Origin of the sequence: Pustulibacterium marinum, from assembly GCF_900116665.1 — a bacterium.
In the GTDB taxonomy this organism is placed as follows: domain Bacteria; phylum Bacteroidota; class Bacteroidia; order Flavobacteriales; family Flavobacteriaceae; genus Pustulibacterium; species Pustulibacterium marinum.
In genome coordinates this window covers 31965-52176 of the sequence record NZ_FPBK01000016.1, presented here as the reverse complement: position 1 = coordinate 52176, position 20212 = coordinate 31965, and the positions used below count along the sequence as shown (strand labels likewise).

20 protein-coding genes are annotated in these 20212 nt (G+C 33.4%); all 20 read right to left on the bottom strand.

Annotated elements, in window-relative coordinates:
* Positions 1–53: 53 nt before the first annotated feature.
* The 20 genes from BM383_RS16375 to BM383_RS16280 all read right to left on the bottom strand — a co-directional run bounded on the left by BM383_RS16375 (position 54) and on the right by BM383_RS16280 (position 20187).
* Positions 54–920 carry a nucleoside phosphorylase gene (locus tag BM383_RS16375; RefSeq protein WP_093026229.1) on the bottom strand — a complete coding sequence of 289 codons (867 nt, stop codon included), beginning with the start codon at positions 918–920 and terminating at the stop codon, positions 54–56.
* Between the two features lie 3 nt (positions 921–923).
* Entirely contained in the window at positions 924–1841 is a 918-nt protein-coding gene (locus tag BM383_RS16370) for a DUF1835 domain-containing protein (protein WP_093026228.1), read from the bottom strand.
* An 82-nt stretch (positions 1842–1923) separates the two neighbouring features.
* A complete protein-coding gene (locus BM383_RS16365; RefSeq protein ID WP_093026227.1) occupies positions 1924–2253 on the bottom strand; it encodes a translation initiation factor in 330 nt (109 codons plus the stop codon).
* A gap of 37 nt (positions 2254–2290) precedes the next feature.
* The gene (locus BM383_RS16360) at positions 2291–2809 is read right to left on the bottom strand and encodes a WbuC family cupin fold metalloprotein (RefSeq protein ID WP_177229153.1); all 519 of its coding nucleotides are present in this window, start codon (positions 2807–2809) and stop codon (positions 2291–2293) included.
* Between the two features lie 88 nt (positions 2810–2897).
* Positions 2898–3848 carry an isopenicillin N synthase family dioxygenase gene (locus BM383_RS16355; protein ID WP_093026225.1) on the bottom strand — a complete coding sequence of 317 codons (951 nt, stop codon included), beginning with the start codon at positions 3846–3848 and terminating at the stop codon, positions 2898–2900.
* A 106-nt stretch (positions 3849–3954) separates the two neighbouring features.
* Positions 3955–4251, bottom strand: a complete 297-nt coding sequence (gene trxA / locus BM383_RS16350; RefSeq protein WP_093026224.1) for a thioredoxin — start codon at positions 4249–4251, stop codon at positions 3955–3957.
* 55 nt (positions 4252–4306) lie between these two features.
* Complete coding sequence (locus BM383_RS16345) at positions 4307–4582, bottom strand: DUF3817 domain-containing protein (RefSeq protein WP_093026223.1); 276 nt, start codon at positions 4580–4582, stop codon at positions 4307–4309.
* A gap of 280 nt (positions 4583–4862) precedes the next feature.
* Positions 4863–5159: a hypothetical protein gene (locus BM383_RS16340; protein WP_093026222.1), complete on the bottom strand. Its 297-nt coding sequence runs from the start codon at positions 5157–5159 to the stop codon at positions 4863–4865.
* Positions 5160–5545: 386 nt separating this feature from the next.
* Positions 5546–6361, bottom strand: coding sequence for a prohibitin family protein (locus BM383_RS16335; protein WP_093026221.1), 816 nt, complete (start codon positions 6359–6361; stop codon positions 5546–5548).
* 59 nt (positions 6362–6420) lie between these two features.
* Positions 6421–7224 (bottom strand): SDR family oxidoreductase, encoded by an 804-nt coding sequence (locus BM383_RS16330; protein ID WP_093026220.1) that lies wholly within the window; start codon positions 7222–7224, stop codon positions 6421–6423.
* 9 nt (positions 7225–7233) lie between these two features.
* Positions 7234–9252 carry a vWA domain-containing protein gene (locus BM383_RS16325; RefSeq protein ID WP_143106451.1) on the bottom strand — a complete coding sequence of 673 codons (2019 nt, stop codon included), beginning with the start codon at positions 9250–9252 and terminating at the stop codon, positions 7234–7236.
* Positions 9253–9258: 6 nt separating this feature from the next.
* Entirely contained in the window at positions 9259–10005 is a 747-nt protein-coding gene (gene fabG, locus BM383_RS16320) for a 3-oxoacyl-[acyl-carrier-protein] reductase (RefSeq protein WP_093026218.1), read from the bottom strand.
* A 100-nt stretch (positions 10006–10105) separates the two neighbouring features.
* Positions 10106–13093: a M16 family metallopeptidase gene (locus tag BM383_RS16315; RefSeq protein ID WP_093026217.1), complete on the bottom strand. Its 2988-nt coding sequence runs from the start codon at positions 13091–13093 to the stop codon at positions 10106–10108.
* Between the two features lie 91 nt (positions 13094–13184).
* Positions 13185–14057: a succinate--CoA ligase subunit alpha gene (gene sucD / locus BM383_RS16310; protein ID WP_093026216.1), complete on the bottom strand. Its 873-nt coding sequence runs from the start codon at positions 14055–14057 to the stop codon at positions 13185–13187.
* A gap of 74 nt (positions 14058–14131) precedes the next feature.
* Positions 14132–15064 (bottom strand): UDP-3-O-(3-hydroxymyristoyl)glucosamine N-acyltransferase, encoded by a 933-nt coding sequence (locus tag BM383_RS16305; RefSeq protein WP_093026215.1) that lies wholly within the window; start codon positions 15062–15064, stop codon positions 14132–14134.
* Positions 15065–15121: 57 nt separating this feature from the next.
* A complete protein-coding gene (gene efp / locus BM383_RS16300) occupies positions 15122–15688 on the bottom strand; it encodes an elongation factor P (RefSeq protein ID WP_093026214.1) in 567 nt (188 codons plus the stop codon).
* A 24-nt stretch (positions 15689–15712) separates the two neighbouring features.
* On the bottom strand, positions 15713–16498 hold the full coding sequence (gene lpxA / locus BM383_RS16295) for an acyl-ACP--UDP-N-acetylglucosamine O-acyltransferase (RefSeq protein ID WP_093026213.1): 786 nt from the start codon (positions 16496–16498) through the stop codon (positions 15713–15715).
* Positions 16499–16512: 14 nt separating this feature from the next.
* Positions 16513–17916, bottom strand: a complete 1404-nt coding sequence (locus BM383_RS16290) for a bifunctional UDP-3-O-[3-hydroxymyristoyl] N-acetylglucosamine deacetylase/3-hydroxyacyl-ACP dehydratase (RefSeq protein ID WP_093026212.1) — start codon at positions 17914–17916, stop codon at positions 16513–16515.
* A complete protein-coding gene (gene lpxD / locus BM383_RS16285) occupies positions 17909–18934 on the bottom strand; it encodes a UDP-3-O-(3-hydroxymyristoyl)glucosamine N-acyltransferase (protein WP_093026211.1) in 1026 nt (341 codons plus the stop codon). Before lpxD ends, BM383_RS16290 begins: the two co-directional genes overlap by 8 nt.
* Before the next feature lie 23 nt (positions 18935–18957).
* Complete coding sequence (locus tag BM383_RS16280; RefSeq protein WP_093026260.1) at positions 18958–20187, bottom strand: HD domain-containing protein; 1230 nt, start codon at positions 20185–20187, stop codon at positions 18958–18960.
* Positions 20188–20212 lie beyond the last annotated feature (25 nt).

Below are 20212 nucleotides of genomic sequence, written 5' to 3'. Positions count from 1 at the left end.
TCCAAAAATAAGGACTAACTCACTAAAAAAGCTTTAAAAACTTGTTAAGAAGTTTACAAGCTTAGCTTAAACAATACATATTCTATCAACTCATCAACTACTTTATATGGATCTTTAGAAAAAGTTTGATTGGCTCTATTCGCAATAATCGCATTGGCCGACAGCGCTTCATGTCCCAACATTTTACTTAAACCATAAATTGCCGATGTTTCCATTTCTAAATTGGTCAGTTTAGTACCCTCAAAAGAAAAACTATCCATTTTATGATTCAATTCAGCATCCTGAAGCGGTAAACGTAAAACTCTTCCTTGAGGTCCATAAAAACCTCCAGCAGTTGCTGTGAAACCCGTAAATGTTTTCTCAGATTGAATTTTATTCAACAATACTTCGCTTCCTTTGATAACTGTAGGTTTCCCTTTGTCTAAATCCCAATTGGTATGTTGAACAAAAGCCTCTTCAATTTTAGTTTCAGTAATACCTGTTAAATCGTAAGAACGAAGCATGTTATCTAAACCTAAACCATATTTACCAAGTACAAAACTATCAACGGGAATATCGGCTTGTAAAGATCCAGAAGTACCTATTCTTATGATATTTAAAGACGTTAGTTCATCTTTGATCTTTCTGGTTTTAAAATCAATATTAACAAGTGCATCCAATTCATTAAGCACAATATCAATATTATCAGGACCAATTCCTGTAGCAATTACAGTAATTCTCTTTCCTTTATAAATACCTGTATGTGTAACGAATTCGCGCTTTTCTTTTTTTACTTCAATAACATCAAAATGAGCAGAAATGCGAGCGACCCTTTTCGGGTCGCCTACAGTTATAATTGTTGATGCTATATCTTCGGGTAATAAATTTAAATGATAAATGCTCCCATCTGGGTTCAATATCAATTCCGATTCTTTGATCATGAATTATAGTTTAAGTAATTTTCCTGAACTTTCGTTGTAAAGAAAATCATATTTTTTACTTCCTCCAAGGAAAATATCATCGTTTCTTAGTTCTGCATAGAAATTTGCAGCGCCATCTACTATTTCTTTCCCTTTTTTAGAAAGTACTACCGGATTGAACGTGTGAAACAAAGGGCGAATGGTAGCAATTACGTTTTCATACTGAAGATCTCCGTAACCAAAAACCTTTTGATTTTTAAGAGACATGGCTATCAATTCTTCTTTGGATTTTAATTTACTTTTGGTAGCTTCATTTAAAACGAAATTTTCTACTGAATTTAAGCCGTTTTGAATTGATGGGAATCTTGATAAATGTGCTTCTAAAGCGGTAGATAAGAAATCGAATTGAGAGGAGTTAAGAGAAGCGAAATTTTCTAGTCGAATAGGGGAGTCACTACAATAAATTTGCCAAGCATAATCGGCAGTAGCAATATCATCCGAGGTTAAATGAACTCTTTTTTCAAACATTTTAAGTAATTGTTCTTCTGTTTTATCAGAAAAAAATTGCTCAAGTTTTGGCGGAGATACAAGTGAAACCTGCACGCCCTGTCGAAATTTCTTCAGCCAACTAATTACGGCAATCATATTTATTTGACAGAAAAGGTCGTTATCAAACCAAAGGACAATTTCATCCTGTTGTTTTTCATTACAGAGACGTCTGTATTCTTTTAAGGTTTTCTCAATAAACGATTGCTTTGTGACTTTGTAGTTTGATTTGAAATGTTCAAAACGGGTTTTCCAGAAAGATTCACTACCTACATCGGTAGTAGTTTTACCTTCGCAGAGTACTTCGCGCCAGGTAATGATCTCTCCTTTCACCGGTAATTTTTTCAAAACATCTGTCAATGAATCACCGTTGGTAATGTGAAGGATTTTATTCATCGTACTTAGTTTAAAATTTAGTTAGGGATGATAAATGTAAAAAATATTAACTAAAAGTTTACATTAAATTTCACATAAGTTATTAACCACCAACCCTTTTCACTCGAAAACCCTTATTCTTCAAGAGTTCCATGATTTTATCTCTATAGTCTCCCTGAATAATAATTTCATCGTTTTTAAAACTTCCACCAACGCTCAAAGTCGTTTTCAATTCTTTCGCTAATTTTTTAAAATCCTCATCAGCTCCCGTGTAACCAGCGATGATGGTTTGAGCTTTTCCCTTGCGTTTTTCATATTTGCATAACAAAGGTTCTTCCTGCATCCAAATATTTTTTTCGCTCTTTTGAGGTGTTTGTTCTTCCTGAAATTCGTGGTCAGGAAATAAATTTTTAAGTTGATCTTGTAAATCCATTTGATAAAATTATAAAGTTTGAAGGAATTCTAAAAACTTATTCATTTTCTGTTTTCCTCAATAACTCATTGAGATATTCTTCAGCATCTAAATCATCTTCTTTTGGAGCCCAATCCATAAAACTTTTATCCGTGCTTTTTACGTAAGGTCCCGGTTTTACCTCAAAAATAACAGTATCAGGTTCTAAAACTAAAAATGTATGGATTACCGAAGGTTCTAAATCTACTCCAAAAACATTTGAGCCCGCATATACATTTTGGTACGATTTGATTTTACCATCATCGTAAAACGTAATGAAACGAATTCCTCCTTTTAAAACGATGATTGATTCAGATTTTTGTTCATTTAAATGATAATGAGGAACTATGTATGTCTTTGGTTGCACCACATTAAACATTCGATGCAAAGTATCCTCATCCTTTTTATGAAATGGATAAATGATTCGCTTCCTTGGACTTTCTTGCGACATTTGAGTTGCGTCTTCAACTATTTGACTAGTTATATATGTGAGATCTGAAGTAGGCGGCGGCATCGCTGCAGGAAACTTTTTTTTCATATTGATTGTATTTTTCATCAAAAAAGAAACTAAAAAAAGCGCTATCTAACAAATAGAATAGCGCTTTTTATAAATATATCTTTTAGAACTATTTTTTAATTAATCCTAGCTCTACTAAACGTTCATGAAGAAATTCACCTGCCGTAATATCGTCATACTGTTTAGGATGCTCTTCATCAATACAATTTTCTAAACAATCCAAAGGCATTTCACTTACTGGATGCATGAAGAATGGAATAGAATATCTAGAAGTTCCCCACAATTCTTTTGGAGGATTGGTAACTTGGTGAATTGTTGATTTCAATCTATTATTTGTGTGTCTAGAAAGCATATCACCAACATTTATCATCAACTCATCTGGTTCAGCAATAGCATCTATCCATTCCCCTTTATGGTTTTGCACCTGTAAACCTTTTCCTTGTGCACCCATTAATAAGGTAATCAAATTGATATCACCATGTGCTGCAGCTCTTACTGCATTTTTAGGTTCTTCTTTGATAGGCGGGTAGTGGATAGGTCTTAAAATAGAATTCCCATTTTTGATGTATTTATCAAAATAAGTTTCCTCTAAGTCTAAATGCAAAGCCAAAGCTCTTAGCACATATTGTGCTGTTTTTTCCAGCATTTTGTATGTTTCTTTACCAACTTCATTAAAACCTGGTAATTCATCAACCATTACATTGGGAGGATAAACCTTTTCAAGTTCAGGATTATTTTCTACATATTGACCAAAATGCCAAAACTCTTTTAAATCACCTTCTTTTTTTCCTTTGGCACTTTCTTTACCAAAAGAAGTATAACCACGTTGACCACCAATACCTTCAATTTCATATTTTTCTTTGGTATCTACAGGTAGTTCAAAAAACTTCTTTATTTCTGCATATAAATTATCTATCAGCTCATCTGAAAGAAAATGTCCTTTTAATGCTACAAAACCAATTTGTTCATACGCATCACCAATTTCCTTTGTAAATTTTTCTTTTCTTTTTGGATCGTCCGATAAAAAATCGCGTAGATCTACACTTGGAATCCTATTCATTATCTGGTTTTTACTGTTAATAACTTAGTTTGAAATTGCTAACAAACTCATGCAAAGGTACATAATTATTGATGTTTTATGGAAAATAAGTTATTAACAACAGCACCTAAATAGTTTCTTTAAGTATTCGAGATAATTCGCTCTCGGGAACTACACCAGATTGTCTCCAAATTTGCTTACCTTCTTTAAAAATCATTAAAGTAGGAACGCCACGAATTTGATATTTAGCCGCTAAGGCTTGATTTTTATCTACATCAATTTTTAAAATCGATACTTGATCTCCAAATTGTCCCTTAACGTTATGTAAAATAGGAGCCACAGCTTTACAAGGCCCACACCAATCAGCAAAAAAGTCGATTAATACTGGTTTTGGTTGATTTATTAATTCTGAAAAACTACTCATAATTTTTATTTTTTATAAAATTACAAATAATCAAAAAGAAGAAATGTTACAATTGTTACGACTTCAAGTATTTTCTTTCCATCCAAAAAGCTCCAAAAGGAATGACAGAACAAAGTAGAATAATCGCTAAATCTTTTAGATTCCAATTTTGCTGTTTTTTAAAACTGAAAGCCATAAATACATAAAGGACAAATAAAATTCCGTGTGCCATACCCACAATTTTGTTTGGCCATTCTATATGGTAACTATATTTAAGAGGCATGGTGATTACAAAAGATAAATAGGATATACCTTCAAGGATACTTACAATTCTAAAGCTTCTAATATTCATTTATTTGGTTTTAAGATTGCAAAAATAAATATAAAAGAGAACACATAGAAGTATTTCTGATAATTTCTATTTTACATAAGGTAAATTATAGATCAATTAAATATAAATACATTTTGAATTTATTCTGAATATCATTTCAATTTCACTATATAGAAAATTATCAATAAGACCATAATTCAAAGTTTGCGATTTTAGTATTCGCACTTAGATTTGAATAGAAATAACACTTGCAAAAGATTACACTAGCGAATTGTTTTTTATATCAAAAAAAAAGAGCTTATTAGGAAGCTCTTTTTTCTGTATCTAGGTGGTTGGTTATTTTATCTTTAAAAAAATCCTCAACAATCATAATCAAATTGTTGGGTTTTAGTTTGATGTTTGTACGTTCAAAAGTATCTACATGTAACTGTAGTATTGGTTTTAATATATCTCTAACCGATTTACTGTCATGAAAACTATTACTTATTAAATAAGTTACTAATTTATCACCGATCCTTCGTTTACCGTCTAACGTTTCTTCTTCATAGAAATCTTTACAGATTTCTACAGAATTTCTCTTAAGTAATTCTTCTTCCATGAATAAAGTAGGTTTCGTTAATTATACCAATCAAATTAAAAGTATTGGGGAACTTTTAATGCTTCAAATATAAGCTTATTTACTTAAAGATCAAGATTATCGGCACAAAAAATCGATGAAATACATAGAATAGTATAACTTTTTATCTATAAAAGTATATTTTTAACTGTTTGTTATATTTGTAACTATCTAATTTTCAGATACACTAAACTAATTATTTTCATTGGCATGCAACTAATTACTTAATTACTTCACTATTCTAACCGAGCTTTCTAACACAAAGAATTTACGTTATTATATTTAGTTTTCTAAAGTTCTGAAAATTATACGCACAGAAACATCCCCATAAATGGGGATGTTTTAACGAGTTATATATTTTTAAAAATCTATTGATTTCCTAGAATTACTGGTAAACCATCATCTCCGCTTCCAATTACCACGACTTTTGAATTTGGTGATTTTGAAAGCTCAATGGTTGCTTGAATTCCTTTTTCTTTCAGAATTTTATCACTCAAAGAAGCATTCAAAATATTATTCGCTTTTGCTTTACCTTCTGCTTCAATACGTTGACGTTCCGCTTCCTTTTGAGCTTTAGCTAAACGGAATTCATATTCCAAAGATTCTTGTTCCTGTTTCAATTTACGCTCAATTGCATCTTTAATGGTTGGTGGTAAAGTAACATCACGCACCAAAACTTGATTTAATTGCACATATTGATCGTCTAAAATTTCTTTAGTGTCTTCAAAAATTTCATTTTGAATGGCATCTCTTTTTGTAGAATACAATTGTTCCGGAGTATATCTACCCACAATACTTCTTGCTGCAGATCTCAATGCTGGACGAATTACGCGTTCTACATAATTCTCTCCTTTTTGTTGGTGCAAATCTCCTAATTCAGCATATTCTGGTTGAAACCAAATAGTAGCGTCCAATTTAATTTCCAGTCCATTTGAAGATAATACTTGCATTTTCTCAGATAATTCTTGTTGACGAACTTCGTAAACGAAAATCTTGTTCCAAGGCGCTACTAAGTGAAAACCTTCTCCCAGTGGTGGCTCATCTGTTACAACACCGCCTGCAAAAGTTCTGTATAAAACTCCAGCTTCACCAGAACCAATGGTTACCGTTGATTTCGCAACAAAAATGAGTACTATAATTAAGATAATCGCAATACCGATAATTCCTTTAGGTAATTTATTCATTATTAAAGTTGTTTTGAATTGATTACCTTATTGGTCGGTATTTCTAGTGAAATGTTACATCAACCATTTCCAATGAATCCTGGATATAGTGACATTCCACCATCAACAAAAATGGTAGTTCCGTTTACGTAATCTGATTTATCTGAAACCAGCCAAAGTACTGTTTCCGCAATATCTTCTGGCTCACCAATTCTTCCATAAGGAATTAACTTTAATAATTCTTTCCGCTTTTCATCATCTTTCCAAACATCTTCATTAATTGGTGTTGCAATGGCGCCTGGAGCTACGCTGTTCACTCTTATTTTTTTGTGTGCAATCTCTTGTGAAAGTGTTCGCATAAATTCTGTAAGACCACCTTTTGCTGTAGCATAATTGATATGACCTGCCCAAGGAATTTCTTGGTGAACGGAACTCATAAAAACAATTTTTCCCGCAGCTTTACTCACATCATCCACTACTCCCCTTTTCATAAAATATTTTACAGCTTTTTGAGAACATAAAAATGCACCAGTAAGTATGGTGTTTAAAACTAAATTCCAGTCTTTTAATTCCATATTTTCGAAAGCTGCGTCTTTTTGTAGACCTGCATTGCTTACTAGAATATCTAGGTTTTCATAGGTTTCAAAAACCTTGTCGAACATATGTTCTACAGAGGCTTCATCGGCTACATCTGCTTGAATTGCAAATGCCTCTCCTCCTGCTTCTTTAATTTGGTTTACAGTATCGTTAGCACCTTCTTCATCTGAATGATAATTTACAGCTACTTTTGCACCTGCTTTACCTAGATAAATAGCAACGCCTTTACCAATACCAGAACTACCACCGGTTACGATGGCTACTTGATTTTTCAATGATTTTTCCATGGCATATTTTTAGATTAACCCATTATACTTTCTTAAAAACCATTCGATAGCTAATAATGCCGTAATGACGAACAATAAAAGCTCCCAGCTAATTACCGGAGAAATGGTTTCTTTTGCTTTTTGTATAGGTTTGTATGCCGTATTATTGGTAAGAGATTCTTTTAATTCTTTTAGGTTGTTGAGTAAAGTTACTTCGCCTTGAGTAACTTCTGAAAGTTTTGACATTTTTTTATAATCTGCATTATAAAATTGTGCTTCCACATTATAGCCAATTAGCGTGACACTACCTGATTTACTGATGTTTTCACCCTTTACATGAATGTTAAAATTATACACTCCTGGAGTTAACGTATTGGTATTAAATTCGAAATACGAATTTTTCAAAAGCATATCAAAACGTTCTTTTTCCTTAGTTTCAGTATTTTCTAACTGTATGGATACTTCCGCATTTGGATCAAATTGATAGTTTTTATCAAAATAAGCTGCATCAATTAAAACATTTCCGTAATAAAATGTTTCTGCATTTACCTGAAGACGTTCTTTCTTTTTGTTCGAAGCAAGGTAAAAAACAAGTTTGCCAATAAATTCATCGTAATCAATAAAATCACCTGCTTCCAAATAACTTTTAGCGCGCCATTGCCAACTGTTTTCTCCAAATAAATAGGCAAACCGGCGATTATTCTTTTCTACAGTAGCCAATAAAGGATCTTCAAGCGTAATATTTCTTACGCGTTGTTGTAATAAAACATCTGATTCTCCATTGAAACGAGCAGCGCCCAAATAACCCGTTAAAGGTGGAAAATCTGAGAAAGGAATTTCGTTGATTAAAAAACTACTAAAATTAGAGTCGTAAATACCTTGAATTTCCTCAGTTGTAGTGGCATCTTTTTGAATTATGGATTGATTTGAATTGATAAAATTCCAATCTGTTTTTGATCCTGTTATTAAAAAATAATTTTTGTCTAACTGATCCAGTGTTGAAAATACTTTTTGAAAAGAAGTTGTAGGTTGATATAAAATTACCAATTGATAATCATTCAAATCTTTGACTTCCGAGGGTTTCAAAATAGAGACTGAACGTTGCTGATTTGATTCTATACTTTTTTTCAAAGCTCCCAAATCAGGATGTACAATATCTGAAATGATTGCTACTTTGGTTCGCTCATCTAACACTTCTACAGCAAACTGCTTCGTATTGTTAGCTGTGTTTTTTTCATTATCTAAAATCGAAATTTCAGCTTTGTACTGTTGAACACCAATAGATTTTGCTTTTAAAGTGAAGTTTAATTTCTGAGATAGTTGTTGCCCTGAAAAAGCTACTTCTTTTTGAAAGACTATTGAATTTCCATTGCTAATTTTAAAATTAGCTGTTCTATTTTCTGTTCCCTGATAATTCAGGAAAATTTCAACGGGAAATTCATTTTCATAAAACGCATATTTATTAACGTTGATGGTACTTACTTTAAGGTCTTCATAATTAGTCGTGTCACCAACAACGACGGTATATACGGGCTGCGCTATGGTTTGTGCTGCATAAGTATAATCTGAACCATAGGTTTGATTTCCATCTGAAAATAAAACTATAGGAGCCGTTTTATTCGAATGAATTTTATCTAAACCTCGTAATGCTTTAGAAATATCAGTTGTATTGCCTTTAAACGAAAGGGAATCACCAGCTGTTAGTTTTTCATCAAAAAGGTAAGGTTCTATATCAAATTTATCTCGTAAATCAGGGTTCTGAATAAATTCAAGGATTTGACTTTTCATCTTTATACTATCTTCTAAAGTCACCAACGAAGAAGAATTATCGAGTAAAACAGCCAATTTTGGTTTTTCAACCGTATAAGAAGTGTGTTTTATTTTTGGATTTATGAGTAAAATCAATACCAAAAACAAAACAAGAAATCGCAACACCGTAAATATCCAACGTAATGAATTGGATTGTGATTGCTTTTTATAATAAAAAAAGGCTATGGCTGCTGCTGCAACCAAAGCCAGTATAAGATATATGATAGTGATAGAATTCAACAACAATTATGTTAACATTCCACCATCTACATTCAATGTTTGTCCGGTAACATAAGTACTCATATCTGAAGCTAAATATAAACAAGCATTAGCCACATCTTCTGGAGTTCCTCCACGTTTTAATGGAATTCCCTCTCTCCAGCCTTGCACTGTTTTTTCGTCTAACTTCGCAGTCATTTCAGTTTCAATAAAACCTGGAGCAATAGCATTACAACGAATGTTTCTAGAACCTAATTCCAAGGCTACTGATTTAGTAAACCCTAAAATCCCAGCTTTTGAAGCCGCGTAATTAGTTTGTCCTGCATTTCCTTTTACTCCAACAACAGAACTCATATTGATGATAGAACCACTACGTTGTTTCAACATAGTACGTTGAACAGCTTTGGTCATGTTGAAAACTGATTTTAAGTTAACTTCGATCACTTTATCAAAATCAGCTTCAGAAATACGCATTAACAAATTATCTTTTGTAATCCCTGCATTGTTGATCAAAACATCGATAGCACCAAATTCTGCTACAACATCTTCTACCAACTTTTGAGCCTGCTCAAAATCTGCAGCATTACTTTGGTAACCTTTTACTTTTACACCAAGTGCAGCTAATTCATTTTCTAATTCTTGCGCTGCTTCAACAGAAGAGCTGTATGTAAAGGCAACATTGGCTCCTTGCTTTGCAAAAACCTCTGCGATCCCCTTACCAATACCGCGGCTTGCACCTGTGATAATGGCAGTTTTACCTTCTAATAGTTTCATTGATTCGTAAATTATTTCAGTTTGAAATTCAAATATACTAATTACATAAAGTACATAATAAAAAAACCTCACAGAATTGTGAGGTTTTCAAACATTGTTCTTATAAATCCTTGCGCTGCAATTCTTTAGACTTTTCGTAATTGAAAAGATAATCTACATCTAATTCCTGAACTTTACCAAGTTTGGAAAGTGCTTCAAAATCTACTTCTTTTTCATTTCCGATAACCATCACATTGTATTCAGAATTTTTGATATTCTGATTGAAAAAATCTTTTAGATCTTCCATGGTCATATCTTTAATGGTATTGTAAATTTCTTCTCTATTATCGTGATCTATTCCGCGTTTCTTCAAACTTTCGTAGTTCCAGAAAATTCCGGTTTTATTGATACGTTGAGCAGCAATTTTTTTCAAAGCAGCGTCTTTTGCTGCGTTGAATTGTTCTTCTGCTTCTGGCATATCTTTCATTAACCCCATCATAGCATCTACCGCCTGTGGCATTTTATTAGCCTGGGTTCCTATGTATGCATAAACGTAATCTGGATCTCCTTCTTTCGAAGCATTAGAATATGATGAAAACGCTGAGTAGGCCAAAGATTTAGATTCTCTAATTTCCTGAAAAACAATAGATGAAAGTCCACTACCAAAATATGCATTGAATAGCGTAGAAGCTGCCATTTTCTCTGGATCAAAAGGATCTTCTTTTGCTAAAAATAACATTTCTGCCTGAACCATATCGTAGTTTACAAAATAGACATTTCCACCAGTTTCTGCTCTTGCATATTCTTTTGCTTCTGGATATTCTATGAGATTCTCTGGTAATTTATGCTCTTTATTTAAAGCCGCTACAGCCGCATCAACATCTTTACCATAGTAGAAAACTCGTTGCTTATACTTTTTTAAACCTTTTACAAGATTCACCAAATCAGCAGGATCTTTCTCTTTTAATTCTGCAACTGAATAAATGTTACGCAATGGAGAATCTTCTCCATATTGGCCAAAGCTCATTAAACCACTCCATAAGATACTACCTTTCTGAGTTTTGGTATCTTGACGCCCTTTTGAGATTTTATCTACATATTTATCATACGCCTCAGCATCTGGTTTTGCATTGGTCCATAAATCTTCAAGTAAAGCCAATCCTTGTGGTAAATTTTCTTTTAAACCACTCAACGCAACATACGTTCTATCGCTTCCTGTACCTACATAATATTCAACTCCCAACTTATAGAATTCTTTTTTCAATTCTTCAGCAGTGTATTTATCGGTCCCTAAATATTCTATATAATCTACAGCTAAACCAAGATCTTTATTATTGTCATTTCCCATATCAAATAAGATATACATCTGGAAAAGATCATTTTGTGGATTATCTATATACGAAACTTTTACTCCATTCTCCAGTTCAGTTTCATTGATAGCCTTGTCATAATCTACAAATTGTGGTTGAAGATCTTCTGACTCCATTTCTGAAAAATGCTGAAGATATTCAGATTTCTTATCTCTATTTAAATTTACTGGTGTTATCCCAGGGTTTTTCACCTTTACAATAGATTTGTCTTCTCCCTGACGCTTGTAAACCACTACATAATTTTCTTGATAAAAATTATTGGCAAACTTTACTAGATCTTCTTTGGTTATCTTTTTCAAGTCATCCAAAAAAGCAACTTCTTGCTGCCAATTTTCATGATGAATAAAGGCATTGTAATAGGCTGATGCCAATGCTGTAGCATTTTCATATCTTCTAGTTCTACTCAATTTAAGATCGTTTACAACTGCATCGATCATCCAATCTTCAAATTCTCCTTTTTTAAGTTTTTCAATTTCACCTAAAAGTAAATCTTTTACTTCATCCAAAGATTGATCTGACTTTGGAGTTCCTGTAAAAGTGTGATACCCATAATCATTTAAAAAAGTTGGAGAACAACTAGCTCTTTGTACAACTTGTTTTTGATTTAAATCTAGATCGATCAAACCAGCGGTTCCGTTTGCCAAAATCATATCGCAAAGCGTTACGTATTTTTGATCTTTTGAACCAATACCATCTGCTCTAAAAGCAATACTGATATTCTCTGCTGTTGGACCATAAACCTCTTTTTCAATTGGACTTGTAATCGGCTCTTCTTTTGGCAATTGTGGATGACGAACTTCTTTGTTTTGAAGTTTTCCAAAAGTTTCGTTTACCTCTTTAATGGTTTTATCAAAATCGATATCACCCACCAAAACCATAGCCATGTTACTTGGCACATAATATTTATCAAAATAATTATGAATGGCCACCATAGATGGATTTTTCAAATGATCTCCAGTACCAATTGTGGTTTGCTGACCATAAGGGTGGTTTGGAAACAAGCCTTCTAAACTTGCTGCATATACTTTACGGTAATCATTGTCTTGACCACGATTAAACTCCTCAAAAACAGCTTCTAACTCCGTATGAAACAAGCGTAATGTTAATTCGCTAAAACGATCGCTTTCTAAAGACAACCATTTGTTTAGTTCATTTGCCGGAATTTTGTTTTGATAAACTGTCTCTTCAAACCAAGTATGCGCATTGGTACCAGTTGCACCTAAAGATTGTACCATTTTATCGTACTCATTCGCTACAGAATAATTAGAAGCTTCTAATGAAACTTCGTCAATTTTACGATAGATTTCATCTTTGGTCAAAGAATCAGTAGCCGCTTTATGCTCCTCGTACAAATCAGAGATTTGTTGTAAATATTCTTTCTCTTTCTCCCAGTCTAAAGTTCCTATTTTTGACGTTCCTTTGAAAACCATGTGCTCCAAGTAGTGGGCTAACCCCGTGGTTTCCTTAGGATCATAATTTGAACCTGCTCTAACTGCAATGTAAGTTTGAATTTTTGGTTCGTCTGTATTCTGACTTAAATAGACTTTTAATCCATTATCTAGCGTATACAGGCGTAAACCAGTAGGGTCGTTTGTAACTGTTTCATAAGAAAAACCCGCATCATCGGTATGTTCTTCTGTAACAACAGCATCTTCATTAGTTTTTCGTGATTCATCACAGCTCACAAATATTGTGGCAGGAATCATCAAAAAGAATAAAAGTTTTTTGATTTTTTTCATACGTTGGTTTTTTAATTGATTGAAAATAAAAAAGTCACCAGTAAAGATAACTGATGACTTTGAAATATATTGTAAGAATTTTAATTCTTTTTTAAGAAAGTACTTCTGCTACCTTTTTACCAATTTCTGCAGGAGAATCTACAACGTGGATTCCACATTCTTTCATAATAGCTTTTTTAGCTTCTGCAGTATCATCTGCTCCACCAACAATAGCACCGGCATGTCCCATTGTTCTACCTTTTGGTGCAGTTTCACCAGCGATAAAACCAACTACAGGTTTTTTGTTGCCAGTTTCTTTTACCCAACGAGCAGCATCTGCTTCAAGGTTACCACCAATTTCACCAATCATTACGATACATTTTGTAGCATCATCATTCATCAATAATTCTACAGCTTCTTTAGTAGTAGTTCCAATAATTGGATCTCCTCCAATACCAATTGCAGTAGTAATACCTAAACCTTGACGAACAACTTGATCTGCAGCTTCATAAGTTAATGTTCCTGATTTAGAAACGATACCAACTTCACCTGCTTTGAAAACAAAACCTGGCATAATACCAACTTTAGCTTCACCCGGAGTTATAACCCCCGGACAGTTAGGTCCAATCAATCTACAATCTTTTCCTTTGATGTAATTGAATGCTTTGATCATATCTGCTACAGGAATACCTTCTGTAATAGTAATAATTACCTTGATACCTGCATCTGCAGCTTCCATAATAGCATCGGCAGCAAAAGCTGGCGGAACAAAAATAATTGTAGTATCAGCTCCTGCTTTTTCTACCGCTTCTTGTACTGTGTTAAAAACTGGTTTTCCCAAATGTTCTTGTCCTCCTTTTCCTGGAGTAACACCACCAACAACGTTGGTTCCGTAATCAATCATTTGACCAGCGTGAAAAGTACCTTCACTACCGGTAAAACCTTGTACTATTATTTTAGAATCTTTATTGACTAAAACACTCATTATTCAGATTATTTAGATTTTTTATATATTAAGCTTTACAAAAATATGTTTTTGAAAATGAAATATAAAGATATTTATTCCTTAATTTTTTCAATTATCGAAGGTATTTGACGTATACCTGCTAATTCTTTATACTTCTTTCGAGCCTCTTCCGCTGGCGAACCAAAATAGGTTTTACCACCTTCTAAAGATTTACTGATACCCGATTGTGCTAGAATAACTGCTTTACTTCCTATGGTTATTCCGCTTGTCATTCCTACTTGTCCCCAAATAGTTACTTCATCTTCTATTACTACACAACCAGCAATGCCCACTTGAGATGCAAACAAGCACTTTTTACCAATTATGGTATCGTGACCTATTTGTACATGATTATCAATCTTTGTTCCTGCTCCAATGGTTGTATCTCCTGTAACACCTTTATCAATAGTACACAGTGCTCCAATATCTACATTATCTTCTATCACTACTCGCCCACCGGAAATTAACTTATCAAAACCAGTTGTTCGGTTTTTGTAGTAAAAAGCATCAGCTCCCAGAATAGTTCCTGAATGAATAGTTACATTATCACCTAAAACACAATTATCGTAAATAGAAACGTTACTATGGATAAGACAATTATCGCCAATAACCACATTATTACCTATAAATGCTCCAGGTTGAATAATACTCCCCACTCCTATTTTTGCTGATTCTGAAACCATTGAAGTAGCTTTTTCAAAAGGCTTGAAAAAATTGGTTAATTTATTAAAATCACGAAAAGGATCATCTGAAATCAACAATGCTTTACCTTCCGGACAATCTACTTCTTTATTGATTAAAACAATTGTAGCAGCCGATTCTAAAGCTTTATCGTAATACTTAGGATGATCTACAAAAACGATGTCTCCAGGTTCTACAACATGAATTTCATTCATACCTAGCACTGGAAAATTTGCTTCGCCCACAAATTTAGCATCTATAATAGTTGCTATTTGTTGTAATGTATGCGTTTGTGGAAATTTCATAAATGAAAGTAAATAAAAATTCCCGTTTCAAAAACGGGAATTAATTATAAGCTTAAATTATTCTTTAATACGTTCTACGTACGTTCCTTTATCGGTTTCAATTTTTATTTTGTCACCTTCATTAATAAATAATGGAACGTTCACCGCTGCACCTGTTTCGGTAGTTGCAGGCTTTGTAGCATTGGTTGCTGTATTTCCTTTAACTCCAGGTTCTGTGTGTGTAATTTCTAAAATTACATGAGTTGGCATATCTACAGATAATGGACTGTTGTCTTCAGCGTTGAAAATGATAGAAACAATTTCTCCTTCTTTTAAAAGATCTGGAGCGTCTAGCATATCTTTCTGAATAGCAATTTGGTTGTAATCATCGGTATTCATGAAGTGAAACATTTCTCCTTCAGGATATAAATATTGATAACTTCTTGTTTCTACACGAACATCATCAATTTTGTGTCCGGCAGAAAATGTATTATCAATTACTTTACCTGTTGTAACACTCTTCAATTTTGTTCTAACGAAAGCAGGACCTTTCCCTGGCTTTACATGTAAAAATTCAATTATTTTAAAAATATCGTGATTGTAACGAATGCACAATCCTTTTCTAATATCTGATGTACTTGCCATTTCTCTATAAAAATGTTTATTGATTTAATTTGTTGTAAAATATCCTTTCATGATACCACGTTGCGAATCTCTAATGAACTGAAGGATTTCATCTCTTTCTGGAGTCGCTTCCATTTCAGCTTCAATAATATTGGTGGCTTGGGTATTATTATATCCTTTTTGATAAAGGATTCGATATACATTTTGAATTTCTCTGATTTTCTCAGACGAATACCCTCTTCTTCTTAATCCTACTGAATTAATACCTACGTACGAAAGTGGCTCTCTTGCCGCTTTTACATATGGAGGAACATCTTTACGAACTAAAGATCCACCTGTAACAAACGCATGATTACCAATGGTACAAAACTGATGAACCGCTGTCATACCTGCCATAACCACATAATCTCCTACTACAATATGCCCCGCAAGATTAGTATTATTGGAAAAAATACAATGATCTCCCACTAAACAGTCGTGCGCAACGTGAGAATATGCCATGATTAGACAGTTGCTACCAATTTTGGTTTTCATTCTGTCAACCGTTCCTTTATTAATAGTAACACACTCTCTAATTGTGGTATTGTCTCCTATTTCGGCTGTGGTTTCTTCTCCTTCGTATTTTAAATCTTGTGGCGGTGCCGAAATTACGGCTCCAGGAAATATGCTACAATTTTTCCCTATTCTTGCTCCTTCCATGATGGTTACATTAGAGCCTATCCAAGATCCTTCACCAATAACAACATTGTTATGAATTGTTGCAAATGGCTCAATTACCACATTTTTGGCAATTTTTGCTCCCGGATGTACATATGCTAAGGGTTGATTCATTCTTTCTCTTTTTCTTAGTTTTTAACTTTTACTATTTGTGCCATTAACTCAGCCTCTGAAACTAATTTTCCATTAGCGTATGCATATGCTTGCATGTGACAAATACCTCTTCTAATTGGTGATACCAAATCACACTTGAAAGTAAGCGTATCTCCCGGTAAAACTTGTTGTTTGAATTTCACATTGTCCATTTTCATGAAATACGTTAAATAGTTTTCAGGATCTGGAACCGTGCTTAAAACAAGAATACCACCTGTTTGTGCCATAGCTTCAATCTGTAAAACTCCCGGCATCACTGGTGCTCCAGGAAAATGTCCTACAAAAAATGGCTCATTCATAGTTACATTTTTAACCCCTACTACTCTTGTATCAGTCAATTCTAAAATTTTATCAACTAATAAAAAAGGAGGTCTGTGAGGTAACATTTTCATGATTTGAGTGATATCCATCAATGGTTTTGCATTCAAATCGTATGTTGGAACATTATTTCTTTTTTCTAACTTAATGATCTTTGCTAACTTTTTAGCAAACTGTGTATTTACAAAATGACCAGGTTTGTTAGCAATCACTTTTCCGCGAATTCTAGTACCAATTAATGCTAAATCTCCAATTACATCTAGCAATTTATGCCTTGCTGCTTCATTTGGATGATGTAACGTTAGGTTATCTAAAATTCCGTTCGGTTTTACTGAAATTTCGTCTTTATTGAACGCTACTTTTAATTTTTCAACAGTATATTCCGAAATTTCTTTATCTACGTATACGATAGCATTGTTCAAATCTCCACCTTTAATAAGTCCATGCTCTAAAAGTGCTTCTAATTCATGTAAAAAACTAAATGTTCTAGCATGTGAAATTTCTTCTTTAAATTCACATAGACTTTTTATAGATGCATTTTGAGTTCCTAGTACTTTTGTACCAAAATCTACCATAGTAGTAATTTGGTATTCATCAGAAGGTATAATGGTAATTTCAGAACCTGTTTCTTCATCTGTATAAGAAATCACATCCTTTACAATATATTCTTCTCTTTCAGCTTCTTGCTCTTGTATTCCGGCCTTTTCAACAGCTTCTACAAAGAATTTTGAAGATCCGTCCATAATTGGGGGTTCAGAAGAATCTAATTCAATAAGAACATTATCAAGATCCATCCCTACCAACGCTGCAAGCACGTGCTCACAAGTTTGAATTTTAACTCCAAACTTTTCTAAAACGGTTCCACGTTGCGTGTTGATAACGTAATTGGCATCGGCCTCTATTTTTGGAGCACCTTCTAAATCTACTCTGGCAAAAACAAAACCGTGGTTTTCCGGAGCGGGTTTAAACGTTAATGTTACCTCTTTACCTGTGTGTAAACCTACTCCTTTCAAAGTAGTTTCGGTTGCTATTGTTTTTTGGTTGATAGCCAAATTACTCATTATTTGATTTTTTTTCTAGTTGATTAACTGTGTTTGCTAAGTTTGGTAGATTTTTAAATACTACGTATGATTTGTTATAATCGCTATAATTTAAAGCAGGGGAACCTTGCAATACTTCTCCATCTTTAACATTTCTACCAATACCGGATTGCGCTTGAATTCTAACGCCGTTTCCAATAGTGATATGTCCTACGATACCTACTTGGCCACCAATCATACAATTTTTCCCAATTTTTGTAGAACCTGCAATTCCCGTTTGAGCAGCAATAACCGTATTTTCTCCAATTTCTACGTTGTGGGCAATTTGTATTTGATTATCTAGTTTTACTCCTCTTCTTATGATCGTAGAACCTAAAGTTGCTCTATCTATAGTTGTCGCAGCTCCTATGTCTACATAATCTTCTAAAATCACATTTCCTGTTTGTGGAACTTTGGTGAATTCTCCCTTTTCATTTGGTGCAAAACCAAATCCATCAGCGCCAACAACTGCACTACTATGAATGGTACAATTATTTCCTACCTCGGTTTCTGAATATAATTTACAGCCTGCAAAAATGGTTACATTATCTCCAATTTTCACATTATCACCGATAAATGCATTTGGATAAATCTTCACGTTGTTTCCTATCTGAACATTTTCACCAATGTAAGTAAAAGCACCAATGTAAACATTTTCACCATAAGAAGAAGAATCAGCAATAAAAATAGGTTGTTCAACACCTGTTTTATTCATTTTCACTTGATTGTAATATTCCAACAATTTTGAAAATGATTTATAAGCATCTTCTACCTTTATTAGATTGGTAGTTATTTCTTTCTCTGGTTCAAAATCTTTGCTAACAATGGTTGCGGTAGCTTTGGTAGTATATATGTATGATTTGTATTTTGGATTTGCTAGGAAAGAAAGCGCACCTTCTTCACCTTCTTCAATTTTGGCGAGTTTAAAAACTTCTGCCTCTGGATTCCCTACGACTTCGCCTTCTAAAATGGCGGCTATTTGTTGTACAGTAAATTTCATCTGCGCAAAAGTAAAAAAAATTACTAAAGTAATGTTTTAGGATAGCATATATAATGTTTGGTCACTGGCTTTGACAACGCTTTCAAACTTAATTGATCGGACGCTTTTATAACATCTATAACCTTATTAGTTTTGGTAAGCACATAAATTTGCTGCTCATCTTTGTTATACGCTTGGTTGGTAATAGATCCGGTGAAAACAAAATATGCAGCTTCTTTTTCAGAAAGATGATACTTTTCCATAACATGTTGTTTTTTCAAAGCAACTTTCTCTTTATCAACTTCTTTCTTTTTCAATTTAATCTTTAGTAAGTTTCTATCCAAGATCATTTTACAAAGATGTGACAGCACAAAATCGTCATGAAAACGCCATTCTTTCATCGCTGCAATAATATCATAATCATCTAAACGAGCAAAAATATCGAGTACATTATCATCAAAATTTTCTAAGTTAATTTCATGATGAAGAAAAAAATGCAAAGCACTACTTGTGTACAAATCTTCGCCTTGACTGGCTAATTCTTTTGCCCTTTTCAAAACTCTTATCAACAATTGTTCGGCAACTACTCCCGTTTTATGTAAATATGTTTGCCAGTACATCAATCTTCTCGCTACCAGAAATTTTTCAATTGAATAAACTCCCTTTTCTTCAATTACCAATTCATCATTACGAACATTGAGCATGGTAATAATTCTTTCTGAATTGATATTTCCTTCAGCTACACCAGAATAGAAACTATCTCTTTTTAAATAATCTGCTCTATCCATATCTAGTTGACTAGATACTAACTGATTCATGAATTTACGCGGATAATTCTTCTTAAAGATATCTATGGCCAGCGTTAAACTTCCGTTAAACTCGGCATTCAATTTCTCCATAAAAAGCAAGGAAATTGTTTCGTGGGAAACTCCATTTACAATACTATGTTCCATTGCATGAGAAAATGGTCCATGACCTATATCGTGCAATAAAATTGCTATCAAAAGTCCTTGCTCTTCTTCTTCCGAAATTTCAACACCTTTAAAACGAAGGGTTTGTACAGATTTTAACATTAAATGCATACAACCCAATGCATGGTGAAATCTTGTATGATGTGCTCCGGGATAAACCAAATATGATAATCCCATTTGTGTGATTCTGCGTAATCTTTGGAAATATTTATGCTGAATCAAGTCAAAGATCAGCTCATTTGGAATGGTAATAAATCCGTAAATTGGATCGTTGAATATCTTAAGTTTGTTACTTGTTTTCAAACGCCTTAAATAAAAAATTGCATTA